Source organism: Klebsiella pasteurii (assembly GCF_018139045.1).
Lineage (GTDB): Bacteria > Pseudomonadota > Gammaproteobacteria > Enterobacterales > Enterobacteriaceae > Klebsiella > Klebsiella grimontii.
In genome coordinates this window covers 59,226-80,719 of the sequence record NZ_CP073236.1, presented here as the reverse complement: position 1 = coordinate 80,719, position 21,494 = coordinate 59,226, and the positions used below count along the sequence as shown (strand labels likewise).

Genomic DNA, 21,494 nt, shown 5'->3' with positions numbered 1-21,494 from the left:
GCTGAATGAACGAATTTTTTCCATTAGCAAGCGCCGCCGGGATGACCGTCGGCCTTGCCGTTTGCGCCCTGATCATCGGCCTGGTGCTGGCGATGCTGTTTGCCGTCCTCGAGTCGGTGAAGCTGCGCCCGGTCGCCTGGCTCGCAACCGGCATTGTCACCCTTTTACGCGGACTACCGGAAATTCTGGTGGTTCTGTTTATCTATTTTGGTTCCTCACAGCTGCTGCTGACCCTCTCTGACGGCTTTACGATCAATCTCGGCTTTGTGCAGATCCCGGTACAGATGCAGATTGAAAATTTTGACGTCAGCCCGTTCCTCTGCGGAGCTATCGCGCTTTCTCTGCTGTATGCCGCTTACGCATCGCAGACCCTGCGCGGAGCGCTAAAGGCTGTTCCGCAAGGGCAATGGGAATCCGGCCAGGCGCTGGGACTATCGAAAGCCGCTATTTTCTTTCGCTTAGTGATGCCGCAAATGTGGCGTCACGCGCTGCCGGGTCTCGGTAACCAGTGGCTGGTGCTGCTGAAGGATACCGCGCTGGTGAGCCTGATCAGCGTCAACGACCTGATGCTGCAAACCAAAAGCATCGCCACCCGTACCCAGGAGCCGTTTAACTGGTATATCATCGCGGCGGCAATCTATCTGGTCATCACCCTGTTGAGTCAATACATCCTGAAACGTATTGACCAGCGTGCGACGCGCTTCGAACGGAGACCGGGCTGATGCTTGATTACTTACCCGAACTGCTAAAAGGGCTGCATACCAGCCTGACGCTGACGGCGGCCTCTATCGTCGTGGCGCTGATTCTGTCGCTGATCTTTACCATTATCCTGACGCTAAAAACGCCGGTGCTGGTGTGGATCGTGCGCGGCTATATCACGCTGTTTACCGGCACGCCGCTGCTGGTGCAGATCTTCCTGATTTACTACGGCCCGGGACAGTTCCCGTCGCTGCAGGAGTACCCGGTACTTTGGCATCTGATTTCCGAGCCCTGGCTCTGCGCGCTGATCGCTCTTTCTCTCAATAGCGCTGCCTATACCACGCAGCTGTTTCATGGCGCCATTCGCGCCATCCCGGATGGACAGTGGCAATCCTGCGGCGCGCTGGGAATGAGCAAGAAAGATACCCTGGCGATCCTGCTGCCGTACGCCTTTAAACGCGCCCTCTCCTCCTACTCCAACGAAGTGGTGCTGGTGTTCAAGAGTACGTCTCTGGCCTACACCATTACCCTGATGGAAGTGATGGGTCACAGCCAGCTGCTCTATGGGCGTACCTATGATGTGATGGTGTTCGGCGCCGCCGGTATTGTCTACCTGGTGGTCAACGGCCTGCTGACGCTGCTGATGCGCCTGATTGAACATAAAGCGCTGGCGTTTGAGCGACGTAATTAAAATCGCATAAGTAGCCAGACCAAGACGGATAAGTTCACTGAATTATCCGTCTTTTTTTAAATTAATAAAAATAACCATTCATCTTTATTGAATACAAATTCATTTGATGGCATTGTTAGACCCAGCCGCAGACACGGCACAACATCATAAGATTGACCGACGGGAGTTCCACAATGAAAAAGTTAGTTATGGCCGCACTGCTTAGCTCTTTCGCCTTTGGCGCCGCTGCCGCAGAAAAAATCAGCTTTGGCGTTTCCGCAACTTACCCACCGTTTGAATCCATGGACGCCAATAACCAAATCGCCGGTTTCGATATCGACCTAGCGAACGCGCTGTGCAAACAGATGCAAGCCGAGTGTACTTTTACCAACCATGCTTTCGACAGCCTGATCCCGGCGCTCAAATTTAAGAAATATGATGCGGTCATTTCCGGTATGGATATTACCCCTGAGCGCAGCAAGCAGGTGGCGTTTACCGACCCGTACTACGCCAACTCCGCGCTGGTTATCTCGAAGAAAGATGCCTTCCACTCTTTTGACGATCTGAAAGGCAAGCGCATCGGGATGGAAAACGGCACCACGCACCAGAAATACCTCCAGGATAAACATCCTGAGGTGAAAACCGTGGCTTACGATAGCTACCAGAATGCGTTTATCGACCTGAAAAATGGTCGTATTGATGGAGTGTTTGGCGATACCGCCGTGGTCAACGAGTGGCTGAAAACCAACCCGCAGCTCGGCGCGGCGACGCCAAAAGTGACCGACGCGCAGTATTTCGGCACCGGCCTCGGCATTGCGGTACGCCCGGATAACAAAGCGCTGCTGGAAAAACTGAACGCCGCGCTGAAGGCGATTAAAGCCGACGGCACTTACGACAAAATCAGCAAGCAGTGGTTCCCGGAGTAAGCATTTCCCGAAGGCGGCGCTTCACGCGCCTGTCCGGGCTACCGGCCTACAGACAGCCGTGGTCCCGTAGCCCGGTCAAGCGCAGCGCGGCCCGGGAAGCAGCCGCACCGAAGCATCACTCCCAGTGCATTCCCCGGGTTGCGGCGTAAACGCCCTACCCGGGCTACCGGTTAGCGGACGGCGGTAAACCGGTATCCCAATCGGCCAATCCGCAACCTTACACCGGCAGGGTAAACTGGAAACAGGCCCCTACCGGCGCATCAAGCAGGCGAATATCGCCGCCGTGGAGCTGCAGCATCCGTCGCACAATCATCAACCCCAATCCTCCTCGTGATGCGCTTTGCGCGCCAGGCTCCAGCACCGAAGGCCTTTCGAACAGCGTTGCCCGCAGCTCACTGCCGATGCCCGGCCCGCTATCGGCCACCTCAACGATAAACTCCGGTCCTGAGCGACGCGCCGACAGGCGGATAAGCCCGCCTTCCGGCGTATGGCGAATGGCGTTATCGAGCAGATTAGTCAGCACCCGCTCAATCATCGAGAGATCTGCGGTTATCGGCGGTAGCCCGGTGGCCAGCTCCAGCCGTAGACCGATATTGCGCGTCGCGATTGGCAGGTCGAATTTTTGCGCCACATCCTGCACCAGCTCGGCCAGTACGAAGGTTTCCGGCTTCAGCTTAATCCCGCCGTGCTCCAGGCGAGCCAGCTCAAAAAGCTGCTGAGACAGATGGCGGACTTTGTTGCCCTGACGTAGGGCGATATTCAGATACTGCTTATTCTCCTCCATCGTCAGGCGATCGGCCTTCAGGCTTAACGTTTCCAGATATCCCAGCAAAGAGGTAAGCGGCGTGCGTAAATCGTGGGAGATATTGGCGACAAATTCCCGCCGCTGACGATCGCTGTCAGCCAGACGATCCCACTGCCCGGCAATCTGGCGGGCCAGTTCAATAAAGCGATTATGCAGCACAGCCACTTCATTTCCGGGGTTCGCCTCCGGGGTTTGCGCCGCCAGCGCCTTGATCGCATGAATACTGTCCTGGCTGTCGGTTGCCACCAGCGCGGTGAGCTGACGCACCGGGCGCGTTACCCAGAACCAGGCAAGCCAGCCCGCCAGCCCACCGAGAACGGCCACCAGCAGCAGAGTCCACAGCAGCAGGCTCCACAAGGTTTTCTGCCAGGCGCTCGCCGCCAGTTCATTAAAGGTTTCACCCTGCAGGATAATGTAGAGATAGCCACGCAGCTGGCCGTCCTGGCGCAGCGGCGCGACGCTAAACACCTTTTGCTTATCAAGGCTGCGCGGATCGTCGCCGTAAACCGGCCAGGCGCCGCCGGACAGGAACGTTTGCACCGGCGCCAGATCGATGCGCTGACGCTTAATATGCCCCGGCGGCGCGGCGTCGGCCAGCAGCTCGCCGTCGGGCGAAAGCAGATACAGCTCCACGCTGGGATTAAAGGTCATCAGCCGGTCAAAAAGCGGCTTCAGCATCCGGCGATCAACCTGCCCCTGAGCGTCCAGCAGCGGCTCGCGGGCGGCGATCTGCTGCGCCAGCCCGGCGGAGAGACGCTGGACCATGACATTGCCGTACTGCGCGCTGCTGTACAGCTGGATCAGACAAACGGCTATGGCACAGAGCAGCAGCAGTGAGGTAAACACCAGCGCCAGGCGCTGGCTGAGGCTGAGACGACGGATCATGGCTGCGCCTCTTTGCTCTCCACGGCAAATTTATAGCCTTTTCCCCAGACGGTCAGAATGATGTCCGGCTCCGCCGGGTCGCGCTCAATTTTGGTACGCAGGCGGTTGATATGGGTATTGACCGTATGCTCATAGCCGTCGTGCTGATAGCCCCACACCCGATCGAGCAGCTCAAGACGGGAAAAGACCTCCCCCGGATGGCGGGCAAAGTAGTAGAGCAGATCGAACTCACGCGGGGTCAGATCCACCGTCTCGCCGCGCAGCTTAACCTCGCGCGACAAGGGGTCAATGCTTAAACCATGGCTAACGATACGACCGACATCCATCAGCAGATTCTGCCCCATCGCCTCCTGACGACGGAACACCGCTTTAACCCGGGCGGTCAGTTCGAGAATCGAAAACGGTTTGGCCAGGTAATCATCCGCTCCCATCTCCAGCCCCTGTACCCGCTGGGTTTCGCTGGCGCGAGCGCTGATAATAATCACCGGCAGATAGCGGGTTTGCTGACGAATGCGGCGACAAATTTCCAGACCGTCGACGCCCGGTAGCATCAGGTCGAGGATCACCGCATCCCAAAGCTCTTTTTCCAGCAGGCGCAGGGCCTGCGCCCCGTCTGCCACGTGGACTATCTGATAGCCCTCATCCAGCAGATTCAGGCGCAGCAGCGCGGCGATATCTTCATCATCTTCAACCAACAGGATTTTTTTTGCCACCGGCAGCACTCCGCTATTCTTACGTTCTGATTAGCCAAGCTTACCCGATCTTCAGCACCTGAAGAGTTCACATTTTGTTTATACTTCGCGAACCAGCAGGGTCAGCACCTCATAATGGGCGGTGTGGGGGAACATATCGAACAGCTGGACGCGCTCAATACGATAACCGCTCAAGCGAGCAATATCTTTCGCCATCGTCCGGGCGCTGCAGCTGGAATAGATAATAAACTCCGGCGCCATACGGCTTAAATACGCGCATAGCTCGTCGCCGATGCCGCGACGCGGCGGATTCACCAGCACCAGATCCGGGATCTCGCCTTCGTCGGTGGCAAACTGCGTGGAATCAAGCGCCTGGAAATGCAGGTTATGCAGGCCGAGCTCTGCCGCCGACTGCTTCGCGCAGGCAATCGCCTCCGGGGCAATTTCAATCCCGGTCAGGCGCATATTCGGTGTGGCGCAGTGCAGACCAAAGCCGCCGACGCCGCAGAACAGATCCCACATATGGTTGACCGGCAGCTGACGCACCCAGTCGCGAGCGGTGGCATACAGACGGCTGGCTACCACAGGGTTGGTCTGAAAGAAGCTTTGCGGGCGGATCCACAGCGGCACGCCGTTGAAATTTTCCGCCAGCGCCTGCTGGTCGGTAAGGAAAATTTCCCGCTCTCCTTCCATGATGGCCATATGTACCGGCTGAATATTGGCGGTAATGACTTTCAACTGCGGCAGCAGCGCCTGCAGCGCCGGCAGCGCGGCGCGCAGCTGGGCAAGCTTGGTCTCCGAACGCAGGACAAAGCGCAGCATCATACCGCCGTCGAGCCGGCTTTCGGTCAGCAGAATGTACTTCAGCTCTCCGCGCCTGCGGGCAACGTTATAGGGCGTGAGCCCAGCGCGGGCGATAAACGGCTTGAGCGCAGCGAAGACGGGTGCGAAGCTTTGCGGATAAAGCGGGCAGTCGGTCAGGTCTTCCGGGGCGCCATCACGGTGCAGCATCCCGAGCAGCGGGCGCTCCACGCTACCGCTGACCACCATTTTCGCTTTGTTGCGAAACCCGCTTTCCGGCCCGCAAACCGGTGCGCACCATTCAGCGACGGGCGCATCGGCGAGAAGCGCGCGCAGATCGGCCATTTTATCGGCGAGCTGTTGGGATACCGGCAGTTCCAGCCACTGGCAGGAGCGGCAGCGGCCCGCGTCATAAAGTGCGCAATGCATAACAAGACCTTCAAAAAAACAGGGGCGGGGATTGTATCACCGTTACTGTAAACGGAAAAAGCGTCGGCACGGGGCCGGCACAAACAGCATCGCCAGCACCAGCAGATCCGGTAGTTTTTGCAGCACCAGGGAGCGAAAGATTTCGCGCTTCGATTCCCCGGCAATACTAAACAGCTCGGGATAACCGTAGCCCAATGACGCGGCCCACAGGTAGCCAATCACGATAATCTGCGTCAACAAGAACAGCCAACGCGCCCAGTTGCGCCCTTTTACCAGCGAAAACGCGCACCAGATTTCAATAAACACCAGCACCAGACTTGAGAGAAACACCAGCGTGAGCGCCCACGTCTGCACGCTGCGATGGACAAAATCCGCGATTCCCTGAACGCCAAGCTGATTGAGGATCATCAGCAAATCCAGGCCGCGGATTAAAATAATGGCGAAGGCCGCCACCTGCACCAGCGCAGGAACGTTAAGACGAGCATGAGACGAACGCGTTTTAGTAAACAATCCCAACGTAAAGTCTTCCATGAAAACGGCGCCTCAAGTGCGGCGCCGATGTTAACTCTATTGCAGATTTTAGGTGGTTCAGCCGCTTCTTGCACGCTGGATATCGCGCACCCGCTGCTTTTCCGCGCGGGCCATCAAATACCAGGCGATAAAACCAACAATCCCGACCACGCCGAGGATTAACGTCGCCAGGGCGTTAATCTCCGGGTTGACCCCCATGCGCACGCTGGAGAAGACCAGCATCGGCAGCGTCGTCGCCCCTGGTCCGGAAACAAAGCTGGCTATGACAAGGTCGTCGAGCGACAGCGTAAAGGCCAGCAGCCAGCCGGAGACCACCGCCGGCATAATCATCGGCAGCGTAATGACGAAAAAGACCTTCAGCGGCGCGGCGCCCAGATCCATCGCCGCCTCCTCAATAGAGTGGTCAAGCTCACGCAGGCGCGATGAAATGACCACCGCGACGTACGCGGTACAGAAGGTGACGTGCGCCAGCCAGATGGTCAGCATGCCGCGATCCGACGGCCAGCCAATGGAATGCCCCAGCGCCACAAACAGCAGCAGCAGCGACAGGCCGGTAATCACATCGGGCATCACCAGCGGCGCGGTGATCATAAAAGCAAAGCCGTTTGAACCGCGGAAGCGGCCAAAACGCACCATCACTACCGCGGCAATGGTACCGAGGATCACCGCCGCCGTCGCGGCGCAGGCGGCAATGGTCAGACTTAAGCCTACCGCGCTCATCATCGCATCGTCATGAAACAGCTCGCGATACCAGCGTGTCGACCACCCGGCCCATACCGTCACCAGCTTTGAGCTGTTGAACGAGTAAATCACCAGCATCAGCATCGGCGCATACAAGAAGGTAAAGCCGAGCAGCAGTATTAAAATTCGCCACGGCGAACGGACTACCGGCAAATTATTCATCCGTGTTCCCCCACCTGTTTTTGCTGATGCTTGTGGAACCACATTATCGGCACGATCAGCAGCAACAGCATCATGATCGCCACCGCCGAGGCGACCGGCCAGTCGCGGTTATTGAAGAACTCCTGCCACAGCACGCGGCCAATCATAATGCTGTCCGGGCCGCCCAGCAGTTCCGGGATAACGAATTCCCCGACCGCCGGAATAAACACCAGCATCGACCCGGCAATAATCCCGCCTTTGGTGAGCGGAACGATGACCTGGAAGAAAGTCTTCAGCGGTCGGGCGCCCAAATCCAACGATGCCTCAACCAGCGAGTAATCGATACGCGTGAGAGCGGTATAGATCGGCAGCACCATAAACGGCAGATAGGCGTAGACAATACCGATATAGACCGCCAGGTTGGTGTGCAGGATCTCCAGCGGCTGGTCGATGACCCCCAGCCACAGCAGGAAGTTATTGAGCACGCCGTTGCTTTTCAGCAGCCCCATCCAGGCATAGACGCGGATCAGGAACGAGGTCCATGACGGCAGGATCACCAGCAGCAGCAGGATATTTCGCGTCGATGGCTTACTGTGCGCCACCGCCCACGCCAGCGGATACCCCAACAGCAGGCAGCAGAACGTCGAGATCGCCGCCACCTGAAGCGACTGCAGATAGGCTTCAAAATAGAGCGGATCGTCGGTGAGCTGCAGGAAATTCCCGAGATTCAGCGTCAACGTGAGCTGACCGTCGGCCCACTCCATCAGGTCGGTGTACGGCGGGATCGCCCGCGCCATCTCCGCCAGGCTGATTTTAAAAACAATCAGGAACGGCAGAAGGAACAGCAGGATCAGCCACACGTAGGGCAGCGCAATAACCAGCTTGCGCCCGTGGGCCATCTGCAGTCGCGCCAGCCATAGCGCAAAACCGCCCGGTTTTTTTACGCCTGACGGGGGTTCTAATGTACTCATCGCCCTCTCCTTACACCGTCAACACGACGCAGCTATCGGCATCCCAGCATAAACGCACCTCATCACCCCAGGTTGGCGCCCCTTTACGGTAACGATGTTCGTTCTGCAGCTGAGCGCTCAGCATCTGCCCGCTTTTCAGGCGCACATGGTAGATAGACAGGTCGCCGAGATAGGCTATATAGATAACCTCGCCCACCGCGAAGTTATAGCCATCCGCGGGCGGGTCCTCGCAGAGCATGATTTTTTCCGGGCGCAGGGCCACCCACACCGGGACGTTATCAACGACGGAGGCATCGGGATCGACCTTCAGCGGATGGGTCAGGCCCGGGGAGTCCAGCACCAGGCCATCTTCCTGCCGCTCTTTCACCAGCCCTTCAAAGACGTTGACCGAGCCGATAAACTCCGCGCTGTAGCGGGTGGTCGGGTGTTCATAGATTTCCTCCGGCTCGCCGATTTGCACGAACTTACCGCGGTTCATAATGGCGATACGCCCCGCCATGGTCATCGCTTCTTCCTGATCGTGGGTCACCATCACGCAGGTGACGCCGACGCGCTCAAGAATATCGACGACTTCCAGCTGCATCCGATCGCGCAGCTTTTTATCCAGCGCCCCCATCGGCTCATCAAGCAGCAGCAGTTTCGGTCTTTTCGCCAGACTGCGGGCCAGGGCCACGCGCTGACGCTGGCCGCCGGAGAGCTGATGCGGTTTACGTTTTGCAAACTCCTGCATATGCACCAGCGCCAGCATCTCCTGCACCCGGCTGGTGATTTCGGCCTTGGGCAATTTGTCCTGCTTGAGGCCAAAGGCGATATTCTGCTCAACCGTCATATGGGGAAACAGCGCGTAGGACTGGAACATCATATTAATCGGCCGCTGATACGGCGGCACCCGCGCCAGATCGACGCCATCCAGGACAATCTGTCCGGCGGTGGGCTGTTCAAAACCTGCCAGCATGCGCAGCAGGGTTGACTTGCCGCAGCCGGATGCGCCCAGCAGAGCGAAAATTTCGCCTTTATAAATAGTGAGATTGACGTCGTCGACGGCGTGCTGACCGTCAAACGATTTGGTTAAATTACGGATTTCCAGTAGCGGGGTCAGCGCTTTAGGGGTTTTCGCCTGCGGGCGAGGAATCACATCATTCACGGGGTGTTCTCCGGCAAAAATCAAATCATGGTGCAGGCGCACCATCGCGGTGCGCCTGTTGCCGACAGCGCGAGGCATCGTCGGCCTACAACTCACGGAGAATTACTTACCGCTTTTCACCTTCGTCCATGCGCGAGTACGCACGCGGTCAATTTTCGGATCCTGGACTTTCAGCGTGAACAGCTTGGCGAAGACGTCAGCCGGCGGGTAAATAGCCGGGTTATTGCGGATCTCTTCGCTGACCAGCGGGAGAGAGGCTTTATTGCCGTTAGCGTAATAGACATGATCGCTGATGTGGGCGATAACATCCGGGCGCATCAGATAGTTGAGGAACTGATAAGCCTCATCTTTGTTTTTCGCATCGGCTGGCATCGCGAAGACGTCAAAGAACGCCAGCGCCCCCTCTTTCGGAATAAAGTAGGAAACATTAACGCCATTCTTCGCTTCTTTCGCCCGGTTAGCCGCCTGCCATACGTCGCCCGCCCAGCCGATAGCGACGCAGATATCGCCATTCGCCAGGTCATTGATGTACTGTGAGGAGTGGAAATAGCGAATATTCGGCCGCAGCTTCAGCAGCAGGTCGGTGGCCGGGCCGGTGTAATCGTCGGCTTTGCTGCTGTTAGGATCTTTGCCGAGGTAGTTCAGCACGGTAGCGAAAATCTCTTCCGGAGCATCCAGGAAAGAGACGCCGCAGCTTTTCAGTTTCTCCAGGTTTTCCGGCTTCATCACCAGATCCCAGCTGTCCAGCGGCGCATCTTTGCCCAGCACCGCTTTCACTTTATCGATGTTATAGCCAATACCGGTGGTCGCCCACAGGTACGGGACCGCGTATTTATTGTCCGGGTCGTGCTTCGCTACCAGCTTCAGCACTTCCGGATCGAGATTTTTCCAGTTGGGAAGTTTGCTCTTATCCAGCGGCTGGAAAACCCCTGCCGCCAGCTGGCGCTCAAGGAAGCTCGCCGACGGCACCACAAGATCAAAACCGGTGCTGCCCGCCATGAGCTTACCTTCCAGCACTTCGTTGGAGTCAAAGACGTCATACACCACTTTAATGCCGGTCTCTTTTTCAAAATTCGCCACCGTATCCGGCGCAATATAATCAGACCAGTTATAAACATGCAGGGTTTTTTGTTCGGCTGCGAGCGAACCGGCAGAAACGGCCATCAGCGCACCCGTAACCAGACCTGTTAACCATTTTTTACCAAAGGCGGTCATATCTCTTATTCCTTCTCAATGCCCGTTAACAAGCGGGCTGAATATACGCACTTGTTCGCATGCAATAATCATGCATATTTTTTCATTGCCTAAGAAAAGGAGAGAGGACCTCTCCCGGAATGGTTGCCCGCAACTGGAAGCAGCGTCAGAATAACTGTAGCCAGAATAAGAGGCTATAGCCCAGGTAAAAAAACGGCTTTTATCAATTTTTTATGCAATAAGGGTCTATGTGATAAGCCGAAAGCGGCAGAATGGCGGTGAAAAATTCTTTGCAGGAAGGTTAATAGCAGAATAAAAGCACGTAATACGCAGCCGCCATGGCAGTGGCTGCGCTATTTTTCGACAGGCTTAGTGAAGAAAATGGTACTGAATATTCTCAGCCGCCGGCTCTTCTTCCTCGGACTTATACAGCACCTGATTGGCGCTGGCCTCAAGGATAACCATAGAAATCTGTTCTTCGCTCTGGCGGAAAAACCACGCGAACTGGTCGAGGGTCACGCCGACGCCGACGGTCAACGCCTGACACACCACCAGTTTCGGCAGATTATCGTCCTGAATATCGAGGAAAGCTTTGACCGTCAACGAACTGGCGTTAATCGCAGAAAGATCGGCGGAAAGCGGCAACAGCGCGGAGGGTTTCACCTCAGCCAGCGCAGAGAAAAGCACCACGTTATCCACCAGGTCAAGTTTGGCATCAAAAATGCCTTCGAAATTTTGCATATGCGGCAGGTGCAGTGCCTGGCAGGAATCACACTCAAAAAAGCTGATGCCCAATTCGTCGAGCCATTGACGTAATGTATCAAGACCCGGAACGACCAGTGAATCCATATGACCTGTGACCTCTTACTGTGAAAAATGCGACGCCATAGCTTACGCAAAAAAAGCGTCCTGTTCCATGACGGTGTCGTGAAAGGGAATTATCCGCCCATTTTCAGACAAAATCCGGGCGTGGCTTGCCGTTCGATCCAGGCGATCATTTTGCTAGCGATATCGACGCCGGTAGTGGTTTCAATCCCTTCCAGGCCAGGAGAAGCATTGACCTCCATCACCAGAGGACCGCGCGCGGCGCGCAGAATATCAACGCCAGCGACGTCCAGCCCGAGCGTCTGCGCGGCCTTGATGGCCATTTCACGCTCCTGCTCGCTGATAAACGCCACCGACGCTACGCCGCCGCGATGCAGGTTAGAGCGAAAATCCCCCTCCTTCGCCCGCCGCTCAATCGCCGCCACGACCTCATTGCCCACCACGAGGCAGCGCACGTCCCGGCCTTTCGCCTCGGCGATATACTCCTGCACCAGAATATGCGCATTCAGACCGCGAAAAGCATCAATGACGCTCTCTGCCGCCTGCCGCGTTTCGGCCAGTACGACGCCGATGCCCTGAGTGCCCTCCACCAGCTTTACCACCAGCGGCGCGCCGCCAACCATCGCGATCAGGTCGCTGGTATCGTCTGGCGAATGGGCAATCCCGGTGAGCGGCAGGTCGATTCCCTGACGCGCCAGTAGCTGGAGCGAACGCAGCTTATCGCGGGCGCGGGTGATAGCGACGGACTCATTGAGCGGATAGCTGCCCAGCAGTTCAAACTGACGCAGCGCCGCGGTGCCGTAGTAGGTAATCGCCGTGCCGATGCGCGGGATGACGGCGTCAAAATGCGGGAGCTGGCGGCCTTTGTAGTGAATCGATGAGGCCACCGGACTGACGTTCATATAGCAGGAAAGCGGATCGAGGATTTCCACCTGATGTCCGCGTTTTTGCGCGGCTTCACGCAGGCGTCGACATGAATAAAGCGTTCCATCCCGGGATAATATGGCAATTTTCACCCTGCACCTCTGCGAAAAGACCCGCTCCGGCGGGCCTTTGGTAGTCAATGAGCGCTGACCTGCGGAATTTCCTTACGTCAGACCGGGGGCAGTTTACACGCAATCAGCGCGTAGCCCATCCCTGCTTATGCAGATATTCCAGAATAAATGGACGGCTCTCTTTGACGATAGTCCTGCGGATATGATCGCTCCAGGTATCGCGACGCGTGTTGCTGCCGCGCGAGAGATAATACTGCGCTATCTGCTCGTCATATTCCGCAAGGACCGTCTCATCCAGCGGCTGATAGTGATTTTCATGCACCAGCATCGCCGACGGCATGCGCGGTTTCACTTCCGGATTATCATCCGGCCAGCCAAGGCACAGGCCAAACAGTGGCAGTACGTGCTGCGGGAGCTTAAGCAGTTCGGTCACCGCATCGATATTGTTGCGCAGGCCGCCGATATAGACACCGCCCAGCCCAAGGGATTCCGCCGCCACCAGCGCATTCTGCGCCAGAAGAGCGGTATCGACGCAGCCCAGCAGCAGTTGCTCGGCGAGGCCCAGCTGAGCGTCCGGGCAGATTTGCAGATTGCGGTTAAAATCAGCGCAGAATACCCAAAACTCCGCGGCCTGCGCCACGTGCTGCTGGCCGCCGCTCAGCGGGACCAGCTGTTGACGTATTTCCGGGTCGGTAACGCGAATAATTGAGGAACATTGTAAAAAACTGGAGCTGGAAGCGCCCTGCGCGCTGGCAATAATCGCAGCGCGCTGTTCGTCGCTTATCGGCGCGTCGGTAAAATGGCGAATAGAACGGTGGCTACGCAGCAGCTCAATGGTCGGCGTCATCTCGTTTTTCTCTGTCAGGCAATGAGGAAGGTGGGGTTTTCGTGTGCGTCAACTGCGGGGCAATGACTTGCGCCACGCGCCAGATTAACGCCACGGCGGCCGGGAGCATCAGCAGGATCCCCGCGAAGATCATCAGCAGCGCCGCCGTCGGGCTGGAAAACGGCGCGGGCAGGCTGACGTACTGGTTGAGCGAGAGCCAGGCCAGGGTCAACAGCACCATGCCGATAATCTCAACTACCAGAATGCTTGTGGGTAATGCAGCGGGCGATCGCATAACGCTCCTCCGGTCCAAATCATGCACGCTCCCGGGCAAAAACGGGTCGCGTATCAGGCCAGTATAGCGGTTTCATCAGCAGAGTATTTAACAAACATAGCCTTAAGCCATCGAAGCAAAAGGCAGAACCTTCTTTCCCTCGTCGACATAACGCGGCATGATACCCGCCATTCGCCATCCGGCTGAGGTTTAAGGAGAGAGACTATGTTTACGGTAATTTTTGGTCGTCCAGGCTGCCCCTATTGCGTTCGCGCCAAAGAGCTGGCGGAAAAACTGAGCAATGAGCGCGATGATTTTAACTATCGCTACATTGATATTCACGCAGAAGGTATCAGCAAAGCCGATCTGGAAAAAACCGTGGGTAAACCGGTAGAAACCGTACCGCAGATTTTTGTCGATCAGAAGCACATTGGCGGCTGCACTGACTTTGAAGCCTGGGCGAAAGAGAATCTCGGCCTGTTCGCCTGAGACAGCTCACTCCTCTGACGAGTGTTTGCGTCTGGTATCAAGCCAGGCGCAAATGAACAAAAAGCACAGCGCGCCCAGCGCGCACCAGAATACCGCGCTAAATAACCACGCCAGTTCCTGCCAGAAAGAACGCTGGGTCACAAAGAAAAGCCGCATGACCACCAGACAGACGGGCGCAGCCAGCATCGCGCCGATAAGCGGACGAATGACCCGCTGTCCGGGAGAAAGGCAGCTTGCCGCCGCACCGGGTAGCAAAAAGAACAGCAGCCCAAGCTCAGGGTTACCGGTAGCCCGAAAGGCGCCTTTCATATGTAACAGTAGTGACAAACAAACCACAATAAATAGAAAGAACCCACAGATAATACCGGCCCAAGCACGCTCAGATTTCACGACATCCTCCTGATTTTGCCTCTAACCAACTTCCACTTCGCCCAGTCAGATAAAGATTCTGGCAATCCATGCCAATAAAAGATCCCGTCAATGTAAAAACGATTGTTACTAGCCGCAGCCTCCAGGAAGGATTAAACTGTCGACTATATTTTGCTGGTTATAACGGGATGCCAGAATAGCGTTCGGGACAACGCGAACACTGGACCAACCTTAGACCAAATAACCATTTCCTTCAACAACTTACTAGTAAATGAGAAGTTGGCTTTCGTGAATATAAACGTCGCAGATTTGTTAAACGGGAATTACATCCTGTTATTGTTCGTTGTACTAGCATTAGGACTCTGCCTCGGGAAACTGCGTCTCGGGTCGGTACAACTTGGTAATTCCATTGGCGTTTTAGTCGTTTCCCTATTATTAGGGCAGCAGCATTTCAGTATTAACACTGACGCCCTCAATCTCGGCTTTATGTTGTTTATTTTCTGCGTCGGCGTGGAGGCGGGACCTAACTTTTTTTCTATTTTTTTTCGCGATGGGAAAAATTACCTGATGCTCGCGCTGGTGATGGTCGGCAGCGCGATGCTGATCGCCATGGGGCTGGGTAAGCTATTCGGCTGGGATATCGGCCTGACGGCAGGGATGCTCGCCGGCGCCATGACCTCTACCCCCGTGCTGGTTGGCGCCGGAGATACGCTACGCCACTTCGGTCTGCCCAGCGACCAGTTAGCCCTTTCGCTCGATCATCTGAGTCTCGGCTATGCCCTGACCTATCTGGTTGGCCTGGTCAGCCTGATCGTCGGCGCCCGTTATATGCCGAAGCTGCAGCATCAGGATTTGCAGACCAGCGCCCAGCAAATCGCCCGCGAGCGCGGCCTCGATACCGACTCCCGGCGTAAGGTGTACCTGCCGGTGATCCGCGCCTACCGCGTCGGCCCGGAGCTGGTGGCATGGGCTGATGGCAAAAACCTGCGCGAGCTAGGCATTTACCGCCAGACCGGCTGCTACATTGAACGCATCCGCCGCAACGGCATTCTGGCGAATCCGGACGGCGATGCGGTGCTGCAGATGGGCGACGATATCGCGCTGGTGGGCTATCCGGATGCCCACGCCCGCCTCGACCCAAGCTTCCGTAACGGCAAAGAAGTCTTCGACCGCGATCTGCTCGATATGCGCATCGTCACCGAAGAGATCGTGGTCAAAAACCACAACGCCGTCGGCCGCCGCCTGGCGCAGCTAAAGCTTACCGATCACGGTTGCTTCTTAAACCGCGTTATCCGCAGCCAGATCGAAATGCCGATCGACGACAACGTCGTGCTCAACAAAGGCGATGTGCTGCAGGTTAGCGGCGACGCGCGTCGCGTCAAAACCGTCGCGGATCGGATCGGCTTTATCTCCATCCACAGCCAGGTAACCGATCTGCTCGCCTTCTGCGCCTTCTTTATCGTTGGCCTGATGATCGGCATGATCACCTTCCAGTTCAGCTCGTTCAGCTTCGGCATCGGTAACGCCGCCGGTCTGCTATTTGCCGGCATCATGCTCGGCTTCCTGCGCGCCAACCATCCGACGTTCGGCTATATCCCGCAGGGGGCGCTGAATATGGTGAAAGAGTTCGGCCTGATGGTATTTATGGCCGGCGTGGGGCTCAGCGCCGGCGCCGGCATTAATAACGGCCTCGGCGCCGTCGGCGGTCAGATGCTGGCGGCGGGCCTTATCGTCAGCCTGGTGCCGGTGGTTATCTGTTTCCTGTTCGGCGCGTACGTCCTGCGCATGAACCGCGCGATGCTCTTCGGCGCCATGATGGGCGCCCGCACCTGCGCGCCGGCGATGGAAATCATCAGCGATACCGCGCGCAGCAATATTCCGGCGCTGGGATACGCGGGGACCTACGCCATCGCTAACGTGTTGTTAACCCTGGCGGGTACGCTGATTGTCATCATCTGGCCGGGGCTACAGTAAACTTTTCAGAAAAAAAACGCGTATACGCAGAACTTTTTTTGCTGGCATCAGTCATAAGTAGTGCCACTGCTTTTCTTTGATGTCCCCATTTTGTGGAGCCCATCAACCCCGCCATTTAGGTTCAAGGTTGATGGGTTTTTTGTTTTCTGCTCCCAGCTCACTCCCCCGCCAGTCGGTCGACCATCAGTCGAATCGCTTCTCTTGATAGCGGCGCGCTGTCGGTCACGAAGTGCAGCGTCATCCCCTCGATAAAGGCGTCAAGCCCGCGGGCCGTGGCCGGTTCAAACCACTGCTCAAGGGTCTGCTGGCTGCGCAGCATCCAGTTCTGCATGACCGCTTTTAAATTCGGCTGGCTGCTGCAAAAAGCATACAGCTGATACATCAGCTCCATATTGCGCGCGGTGGTGACCTGGGCGCTAAAAATCAGTTCGGCAATGGCGTCACAAGCCTCCCGGCGATTATGCACATCGGCAAAAAACTGCTGATACTGCGCCGACATCTGGCCGGTAAACAGGCTGAACGCTTCTTCGACCAGCGCCTCAATGCCGCTGAAATAGTAGGTCAGCGAGCCCAGCGGCACGCCCGCGCAGGTGGCGATTTTCCGGTGCGTAACCGCATGAATGCCGTGTATCGCGATCGTGTCCAGCGTCGCCTGCAAAATCCGCTCCCGCCGCTGCGGGTCGTTTGGTCGACGGGCCATACTTTTTTCCTCTTTCATTTAATATGCCTCAGGCTGAATCGAATCATAGAGGTCAATAAAAAAGCATTCCTCAGCAAGCAACCTGGATGTACAAATGTACACAACCTTGCTACTGTTGTCTGCATCTCTTCACTCTCGGGCATTTACGGATGACAGCGCAAACCTCACGCAGAGCCCTTCAGCTAAGGCTGTGGGCGCTCTTCATGTTCTTTTTTATCCCCGGATTACTCATGGCCTCATGGGCCACCCGCACGCCGGCGATTCGCGATCTGCTCGCGCTATCGACGGCGGAAATGGGGATTGTATTATTTGGACTCTCAATAGGTTCGATGAGCGGCATCCTCTGCTCAGCGTGGCTGGTCAATCGATTCGGCACCCGTAAAGTGATTCGCGCCACCATGTCGTGCGCGGTGGTCGGTATGCTTGTGCTCAGCGCCGCGCTATGGTTCACATCGGCGGTGCTGTTTGCCATTGGCTTAGCCATCTTCGGCGCCAGCTTTGGCTCAGCGGAAGTGGCGATTAACGTCGAAGGCGCCGCCGTTGAACGCGAAATGAATAAAACCGTCCTGCCAATGATGCATGGTTTCTACAGCTTCGGCACGCTCGTCGGCGCCGGGATTGGCATGGCGGTAACCGGCTTCGGCCTGCCCGCCGCGCCGCACATCCTGCTGGCGGCGCTGGTGGCCGTCGCCCCCATTGCTATCGCCATTCGCGCGATTCCTGAAGGCACCGGCAAAAATGCGGCGGTAGCGGCGCGCCATGAAGGCAAAGGCCAGCCGATCTGGCGCGATGCCCAGCTGCTGCTGATTGGCGTAATCGTCCTGGCCATGGCCTTTGCCGAAGGCTCCGCCAACGACTGGCTGCCGCTGCTGATGGTGGACGGCCACGGCTTCAGCCCGACCTCCGGCTCGCTTATTTACGCAGGCTTCACCCTCGGCATGACCCTCGGCCGCTTTACCGGCGGCTGGTTTATTGACCGCTACAGCCGGGTGACGGTGGTACGCGCCAGCGCGGTGATGGGCGCGCTCGGTATTGGCCTGATTATTTTTGTCGACAACCCGTGGGTCGCCGGTCTCTCCGTACTATTATGGGGCCTCGGCGCGTCGCTGGGCTTCCCGCTGACCATTTCCGCCGCCAGTGACACCGGCCCCGATGCGCCGAAGCGCGTCAGCGTGGTGGCGATTACCGGCTACCTCGCCTTCCTCGTCGGGCCGCCGCTGCTGGGCTTCCTCGGCGAACACTTCGGCCTGCGCAGTGCCATGATGGTGGTGCTGGCACTCGTGCTGGTCGCGGCCATCGTCGCCCGCGCGGTAGCGAAGCCACAATCTGAACCCGTGATGGAGAACAGTTAATGAGCATCAAAATGATTGCGGTAGACATGGATGGCACCTTTCTGAGCGATGCCAAAACCTATAACCGTCAGCGTTTCCTCGCCCAGTATGCGCGGATGCGTGAGCAGGGCATCCGCTTCGTCGTCGCCAGCGGCAACCAGTATTACCAGCTCATCTCCTTCTTCCCTGAGGTGGCGCACGAAATCGCTTTTGTCGCCGAAAACGGCGGCTGGGTGGTCAGCGCCGGCGAGGACGTGTTTAACTGCCGGATGCCGCAGGAACATTTCAATACCGTTATCGACCATCTCCAGACGCTGGCCAACATTGAAATTATCGCCTGCGGTAAGCGCAGCGCTTACACCCTCAACCGCTATAACGATGAGCTGAAAGCGGTCGCGGCGAAGTACTATCATCGCCTCGAAATGGTCGACGATTTTAATCATATTGCTGATGATGAAATTCTGAAATTCGGACTCAACGTGCCGGACCAGCTGATCCCGCAGATTCAGCCGAAGCTGCACGCCGCGCTTGGCGATATGGTGACCGCGGTCGCCACCGGCTACGGCAGCATTGACCTGATTATTCCCGGGGTGCATAAAGCCAACGGACTGCGCATCCTGCAGGAACGCTGGGGCATCGAGAACCATGAAGTGGTGGCGTTTGGCGATAGCGGCAATGATATCGAAATGCTGCAGCACGCCGGATTCGGTTTCGCGATGGCCAACGCCGCCGCGCCGGTGAAGGCCGTCGCCGGCTACCGTGCCCCGCACAATAACGAAGAAGGCGTGCTGCATATTATTGATAAAGTACTGAATCGCGAAGCGCCGTTCGCCTGAGGCAGCGCCTGCTGCGGCGCGTCACGTCGCAGCAGAGCATTTGAAGGTTACTGCGGTTCGAGGGCGTTGCCCACGCGTTTATCCTTCAGGAAGTAGACCGTCATCGCCAGCCAGAGCACCCCGCTCAGCAGGTTGAGCAAGCTGAAGAGCCCGCTGCCGCCAGACTCATAGGCGTGCTTGCTGACTTCGATACCCACGGTAAAGATCAGCATTTGCAGCATCCCCATCGCTGCCGACACCGTCCCCTTACTCATCTCGCTGGCAAACAGCGTCAGACGCACCAGCCCGGCGTTGGCAAGACCAATCCCGAAGGCGTAAACGCTCAGCCCGGCGGTCATCCACAGATACGCGTGCGTCGACGCCACCGTCGCCACGGCGGCGATCAGCAGGCCGATCATAATCGGCCAGCCGCCGAGAATAATCAGCGAGCGCACCGTTTTGCGTGAAGTCTGGCGCGCCAGCACAAGGTTCCCGGCAATCAGCGCGCCAAAAATCGGCACCTGCAGCAGGCCATATTCGTAGCTGGTCGCCTGCTCGCCACTGATGATGATCACCGGCGATTGGGCAATCCACGCCAGCAGCGGCAAGCTGACGAAACCGGTGGCCAGCGCGCCGGCGACAAAGCGCAGGTTTTTCAGCACCTCACGATAATCACGCCCCAGCTCTTTTACCGATAGCTTCTCGCCCATGCGGGTGGCGGTTTCCGGCATCGCCTTTTGTAGCCCGAAAAAGGCAATAGCGGCCAGCACGGCAAACAGGACAAACATCATCTCCCACGGCAGGAGATGAACCCAGGCCGCCCCCACCAACGGCCCAAGCAGTGGCGCAATCAGCGCGACGTTGGCCATCAGGGCGGTGATCTTGATGCACACCGCCTCTTCAAAAGACTCCTGTATCGCCGCATAGCCGACCGCGCCGATAAAGCACAGGCTGATACCCTGCAAAAAGCGCAGCAGCGTGAACTGCTCAATAGTCTGCGCCAGCAGCGTCGCCAGGCAGGTCACGATAAACCACACCACCCCGGTCAGCATCACCGGACGGCGGCCGATGCGGTCCGAAAGCGGCCCCAGCAGCCACTGCAAAAACATACCGCCGGCCAGATAGGCAGTCATTGAGGTCGGCACCCACTCATTGCCCACACCAAACTCTTCCACCACCGAGAGCATGCCCGGCTGGATCATGTCATTGCCGATATAGGTGGCGAATTCGTATAACACCAGGCATAGCGGAAAGAGCAGCGCCTGACGTCCGAGGCGTTTGCCTGAAAGCGAAGAATTATGCATGAAATCTCTTATTTAAATAAAACCGCGCAAAGTTTAATGAAAGTCGTCGCGGGGAGATAGCGAATTGTGAGCGATAAAGCAAAATATCGCCACGCAGATAGCGCATCGCCAGCAACCATTCAAAATCCAGCTGTATGTATTTCGTTTATGTTTCAATTAGATTACAGGCTATATACTCCTTTACTCAGTCTGTTAACGAAGCCACACTCACACTTTCATTCATAACAAACTGATAATTAAGACAATACTGCTTTACCTTATCGCCACCGTTTTTTAAGGTAGGCGGCTTGTTGCTAACGGACCCAAGAGCCTGGATGTATGCTGGAAAATATTAACTACTCGCTGTTTGCATTCCTCAACGCTACCCCCGCGTCGCCGTGGTGGGCGATTGAAATCGCGACGTTTATCGCCAAAGACCTGATAATTATGGTGCCATTATTGGTGTTGGCCTTATGGCTTTGGGGTCCAAACCAGCGGCAGTTAGTCTTTAAGGTCATGATGGCATTAGCCATTAGCCTGACGCTTTCGTGGATATTCGGCGTGTTTTTTCCGCATGACCGTCCGTTTGCCGCCGGTATTGGCTATAACTTCCTGCATCATTCGCCCAATAACTCCTTCCCGAGCAATCACGGCACGATCTGCTTTACCTTTGCGCTGGCCTTTATGTTCTGGCACCGCCTGTGGTCGGGAGCGCTGCTGTTCGCCCTTGCCTGCGCGATTGCCTGGTCCCGGGTCTACCTCGGCGTGCACTGGCCGATGGACATGCTCGGCGGGCTGCTCACCGCGATGATCGCCTGCCTCAGCGCCCAACTGCTGTGGCAAAGCGGCGGAAAAACCCTCTATCAGCATCTGCAGCGGCTGTACCGACTGTTCTTTTCGCTGCCGATTCGTAAAGGCTGGGTGCGCGAATAGACGTTCCTGACCAGCCGGTAAAGTTGCGGCAGCGCCCGATTCCTGCGCGTG

Annotated in this window: 23 protein-coding genes; 8 read left to right on the top strand and 15 right to left on the bottom strand. The window is 57.0% G+C overall.

Annotated features, from left to right (window positions below):
- Positions 1-5: 5 nt before the first annotated feature.
- From artQ to artJ, 3 genes are all read left to right on the top strand, one after another.
- Positions 6-722 carry an arginine ABC transporter permease ArtQ gene (gene artQ / locus KCG39_RS00355; protein ID WP_049087317.1) on the top strand — a complete coding sequence of 239 codons (717 nt, stop codon included), beginning with the start codon at positions 6-8 and terminating at the stop codon, positions 720-722.
- A complete protein-coding gene (artM, locus tag KCG39_RS00350) occupies positions 722-1,390 on the top strand; it encodes an arginine ABC transporter permease ArtM (RefSeq protein ID WP_004130864.1) in 669 nt (222 codons plus the stop codon). Before artQ ends, artM begins: the two co-directional genes overlap by 1 nt.
- A gap of 173 nt (positions 1,391-1,563) precedes the next feature.
- The gene (artJ, locus tag KCG39_RS00345; protein ID WP_004130862.1) at positions 1,564-2,295 is read left to right on the top strand and encodes an arginine ABC transporter substrate-binding protein ArtJ; all 732 of its coding nucleotides are present in this window, start codon (positions 1,564-1,566) and stop codon (positions 2,293-2,295) included.
- Positions 2,296-2,512: 217 nt separating this feature from the next.
- On the opposite strand, the gene KCG39_RS00340 is transcribed toward artJ, so the two are convergent.
- The 12 genes from KCG39_RS00340 to KCG39_RS00285 all read right to left on the bottom strand — a co-directional run bounded on the left by KCG39_RS00340 (position 2,513) and on the right by KCG39_RS00285 (position 13,570).
- Complete coding sequence (locus tag KCG39_RS00340; RefSeq protein WP_142467776.1) at positions 2,513-3,985, bottom strand: sensor histidine kinase; 1,473 nt, start codon at positions 3,983-3,985, stop codon at positions 2,513-2,515.
- On the bottom strand, positions 3,982-4,698 hold the full coding sequence (locus KCG39_RS00335) for a response regulator transcription factor (RefSeq protein ID WP_004130858.1): 717 nt from the start codon (positions 4,696-4,698) through the stop codon (positions 3,982-3,984). Before KCG39_RS00335 ends, KCG39_RS00340 begins: the two co-directional genes overlap by 4 nt.
- Before the next feature lie 78 nt (positions 4,699-4,776).
- Entirely contained in the window at positions 4,777-5,907 is a 1,131-nt protein-coding gene (gene rlmC / locus KCG39_RS00330) for a 23S rRNA (uracil(747)-C(5))-methyltransferase RlmC (protein WP_112165355.1), read from the bottom strand.
- A 42-nt stretch (positions 5,908-5,949) separates the two neighbouring features.
- The gene (locus tag KCG39_RS00325) at positions 5,950-6,438 is read right to left on the bottom strand and encodes a YbjO family protein (protein ID WP_004100588.1); all 489 of its coding nucleotides are present in this window, start codon (positions 6,436-6,438) and stop codon (positions 5,950-5,952) included.
- Between the two features lie 57 nt (positions 6,439-6,495).
- Positions 6,496-7,341 (bottom strand): putrescine ABC transporter permease PotI, encoded by an 846-nt coding sequence (potI, locus tag KCG39_RS00320; RefSeq protein WP_004130847.1) that lies wholly within the window; start codon positions 7,339-7,341, stop codon positions 6,496-6,498.
- Positions 7,338-8,291, bottom strand: a complete 954-nt coding sequence (gene potH / locus KCG39_RS00315; protein ID WP_142467777.1) for a putrescine ABC transporter permease PotH — start codon at positions 8,289-8,291, stop codon at positions 7,338-7,340. The genes potI and potH overlap by 4 nt, the downstream gene beginning before the upstream one ends.
- Before the next feature lie 10 nt (positions 8,292-8,301).
- Complete coding sequence (gene potG, locus KCG39_RS00310; protein ID WP_004134592.1) at positions 8,302-9,435, bottom strand: putrescine ABC transporter ATP-binding subunit PotG; 1,134 nt, start codon at positions 9,433-9,435, stop codon at positions 8,302-8,304.
- 102 nt (positions 9,436-9,537) lie between these two features.
- Positions 9,538-10,650, bottom strand: coding sequence for a spermidine/putrescine ABC transporter substrate-binding protein PotF (potF, locus tag KCG39_RS00305; protein WP_004130840.1), 1,113 nt, complete (start codon positions 10,648-10,650; stop codon positions 9,538-9,540).
- A 348-nt stretch (positions 10,651-10,998) separates the two neighbouring features.
- Complete coding sequence (locus KCG39_RS00300) at positions 10,999-11,478, bottom strand: type III secretion system chaperone family protein (RefSeq protein ID WP_004130838.1); 480 nt, start codon at positions 11,476-11,478, stop codon at positions 10,999-11,001.
- Positions 11,479-11,567: 89 nt separating this feature from the next.
- Positions 11,568-12,470: a 30S ribosomal protein S6--L-glutamate ligase gene (gene rimK, locus KCG39_RS00295; RefSeq protein WP_004130837.1), complete on the bottom strand. Its 903-nt coding sequence runs from the start codon at positions 12,468-12,470 to the stop codon at positions 11,568-11,570.
- A gap of 103 nt (positions 12,471-12,573) precedes the next feature.
- Entirely contained in the window at positions 12,574-13,296 is a 723-nt protein-coding gene (gene nfsA / locus KCG39_RS00290; RefSeq protein WP_004130836.1) for a nitroreductase NfsA, read from the bottom strand.
- Positions 13,280-13,570, bottom strand: coding sequence for a YbjC family protein (locus KCG39_RS00285; RefSeq protein WP_004130834.1), 291 nt, complete (start codon positions 13,568-13,570; stop codon positions 13,280-13,282). Before KCG39_RS00285 ends, nfsA begins: the two co-directional genes overlap by 17 nt.
- A gap of 204 nt (positions 13,571-13,774) precedes the next feature.
- On the opposite strand from KCG39_RS00285, the gene KCG39_RS00280 reads away from it, so the two are divergent.
- On the top strand, positions 13,775-14,038 hold the full coding sequence (locus KCG39_RS00280; protein WP_004100567.1) for a GrxA family glutaredoxin: 264 nt from the start codon (positions 13,775-13,777) through the stop codon (positions 14,036-14,038).
- Positions 14,039-14,044: 6 nt separating this feature from the next.
- Here the strand turns inward: KCG39_RS00280 and ybjM are convergent, their stop codons facing one another.
- Positions 14,045-14,428: an inner membrane protein YbjM gene (ybjM, locus tag KCG39_RS00275; RefSeq protein WP_004130832.1), complete on the bottom strand. Its 384-nt coding sequence runs from the start codon at positions 14,426-14,428 to the stop codon at positions 14,045-14,047.
- Positions 14,429-14,695: 267 nt separating this feature from the next.
- Between ybjM and KCG39_RS00270 the strand changes: the two genes are divergently transcribed.
- Positions 14,696-16,381: an aspartate:alanine antiporter gene (locus tag KCG39_RS00270; RefSeq protein ID WP_004134610.1), complete on the top strand. Its 1,686-nt coding sequence runs from the start codon at positions 14,696-14,698 to the stop codon at positions 16,379-16,381.
- Between the two features lie 157 nt (positions 16,382-16,538).
- Here KCG39_RS00270 and KCG39_RS00265 read toward each other — a convergent pair whose 3' ends face one another.
- Positions 16,539-17,081: a TetR/AcrR family transcriptional regulator gene (locus KCG39_RS00265; RefSeq protein WP_142446179.1), complete on the bottom strand. Its 543-nt coding sequence runs from the start codon at positions 17,079-17,081 to the stop codon at positions 16,539-16,541.
- A 149-nt stretch (positions 17,082-17,230) separates the two neighbouring features.
- Here KCG39_RS00265 and KCG39_RS00260 point away from each other — a divergent pair, with 149 nt between their 5' ends.
- On the top strand, positions 17,231-18,433 hold the full coding sequence (locus KCG39_RS00260) for an MFS transporter (RefSeq protein ID WP_142467779.1): 1,203 nt from the start codon (positions 17,231-17,233) through the stop codon (positions 18,431-18,433).
- Positions 18,433-19,248 carry a Cof-type HAD-IIB family hydrolase gene (locus tag KCG39_RS00255; RefSeq protein WP_004130823.1) on the top strand — a complete coding sequence of 272 codons (816 nt, stop codon included), beginning with the start codon at positions 18,433-18,435 and terminating at the stop codon, positions 19,246-19,248. Before KCG39_RS00260 ends, KCG39_RS00255 begins: the two co-directional genes overlap by 1 nt.
- A gap of 47 nt (positions 19,249-19,295) precedes the next feature.
- On the opposite strand, the gene KCG39_RS00250 is transcribed toward KCG39_RS00255, so the two are convergent.
- Positions 19,296-20,531: an MFS transporter gene (locus KCG39_RS00250; protein WP_004130821.1), complete on the bottom strand. Its 1,236-nt coding sequence runs from the start codon at positions 20,529-20,531 to the stop codon at positions 19,296-19,298.
- 318 nt (positions 20,532-20,849) lie between these two features.
- On the opposite strand from KCG39_RS00250, the gene ybjG reads away from it, so the two are divergent.
- Positions 20,850-21,443 (top strand): undecaprenyl-diphosphate phosphatase, encoded by a 594-nt coding sequence (ybjG, locus tag KCG39_RS00245; protein WP_004130818.1) that lies wholly within the window; start codon positions 20,850-20,852, stop codon positions 21,441-21,443.
- The last annotated feature ends 51 nt before the right edge of the window (positions 21,444-21,494 follow it).

What these genes read in the sequence shown, in the direction of transcription:
- KCG39_RS00255 (WP_004130823.1), top strand. Translation starts at nt 18,433, where the DNA reads ATGAGCATCAAAATGATTGCGGTAGACATGGATGGCACCTTTCTGAGC.
- potF (WP_004130840.1), bottom strand. Translation starts at nt 10,650, where the DNA reads ATGACCGCCTTTGGTAAAAAATGGTTAACAGGTCTGGTTACGGGTGCG.
- rlmC (WP_112165355.1), bottom strand. Translation starts at nt 5,907, where the DNA reads ATGCATTGCGCACTTTATGACGCGGGCCGCTGCCGCTCCTGCCAGTGG.
- artM (WP_004130864.1), top strand. Translation starts at nt 722, where the DNA reads ATGCTTGATTACTTACCCGAACTGCTAAAAGGGCTGCATACCAGCCTG.
- KCG39_RS00280 (WP_004100567.1), top strand. Translation starts at nt 13,775, where the DNA reads ATGTTTACGGTAATTTTTGGTCGTCCAGGCTGCCCCTATTGCGTTCGC.
- artQ (WP_049087317.1), top strand. Translation starts at nt 6, where the DNA reads ATGAACGAATTTTTTCCATTAGCAAGCGCCGCCGGGATGACCGTCGGC.
- KCG39_RS00260 (WP_142467779.1), top strand. Translation starts at nt 17,231, where the DNA reads ATGACAGCGCAAACCTCACGCAGAGCCCTTCAGCTAAGGCTGTGGGCG.
- artJ (WP_004130862.1), top strand. Translation starts at nt 1,564, where the DNA reads ATGAAAAAGTTAGTTATGGCCGCACTGCTTAGCTCTTTCGCCTTTGGC.
- KCG39_RS00265 (WP_142446179.1), bottom strand. Translation starts at nt 17,081, where the DNA reads ATGGCCCGTCGACCAAACGACCCGCAGCGGCGGGAGCGGATTTTGCAG.
- nfsA (WP_004130836.1), bottom strand. Translation starts at nt 13,296, where the DNA reads ATGACGCCGACCATTGAGCTGCTGCGTAGCCACCGTTCTATTCGCCAT.
- KCG39_RS00300 (WP_004130838.1), bottom strand. Translation starts at nt 11,478, where the DNA reads ATGGATTCACTGGTCGTTCCGGGTCTTGATACATTACGTCAATGGCTC.
- ybjG (WP_004130818.1), top strand. Translation starts at nt 20,850, where the DNA reads ATGCTGGAAAATATTAACTACTCGCTGTTTGCATTCCTCAACGCTACC.
- KCG39_RS00285 (WP_004130834.1), bottom strand. Translation starts at nt 13,570, where the DNA reads ATGCGATCGCCCGCTGCATTACCCACAAGCATTCTGGTAGTTGAGATT.
- KCG39_RS00325 (WP_004100588.1), bottom strand. Translation starts at nt 6,438, where the DNA reads ATGGAAGACTTTACGTTGGGATTGTTTACTAAAACGCGTTCGTCTCAT.
- KCG39_RS00340 (WP_142467776.1), bottom strand. Translation starts at nt 3,985, where the DNA reads ATGATCCGTCGTCTCAGCCTCAGCCAGCGCCTGGCGCTGGTGTTTACC.
- KCG39_RS00250 (WP_004130821.1), bottom strand. Translation starts at nt 20,531, where the DNA reads ATGCATAATTCTTCGCTTTCAGGCAAACGCCTCGGACGTCAGGCGCTG.
- potI (WP_004130847.1), bottom strand. Translation starts at nt 7,341, where the DNA reads ATGAATAATTTGCCGGTAGTCCGTTCGCCGTGGCGAATTTTAATACTG.
- potH (WP_142467777.1), bottom strand. Translation starts at nt 8,291, where the DNA reads ATGAGTACATTAGAACCCCCGTCAGGCGTAAAAAAACCGGGCGGTTTT.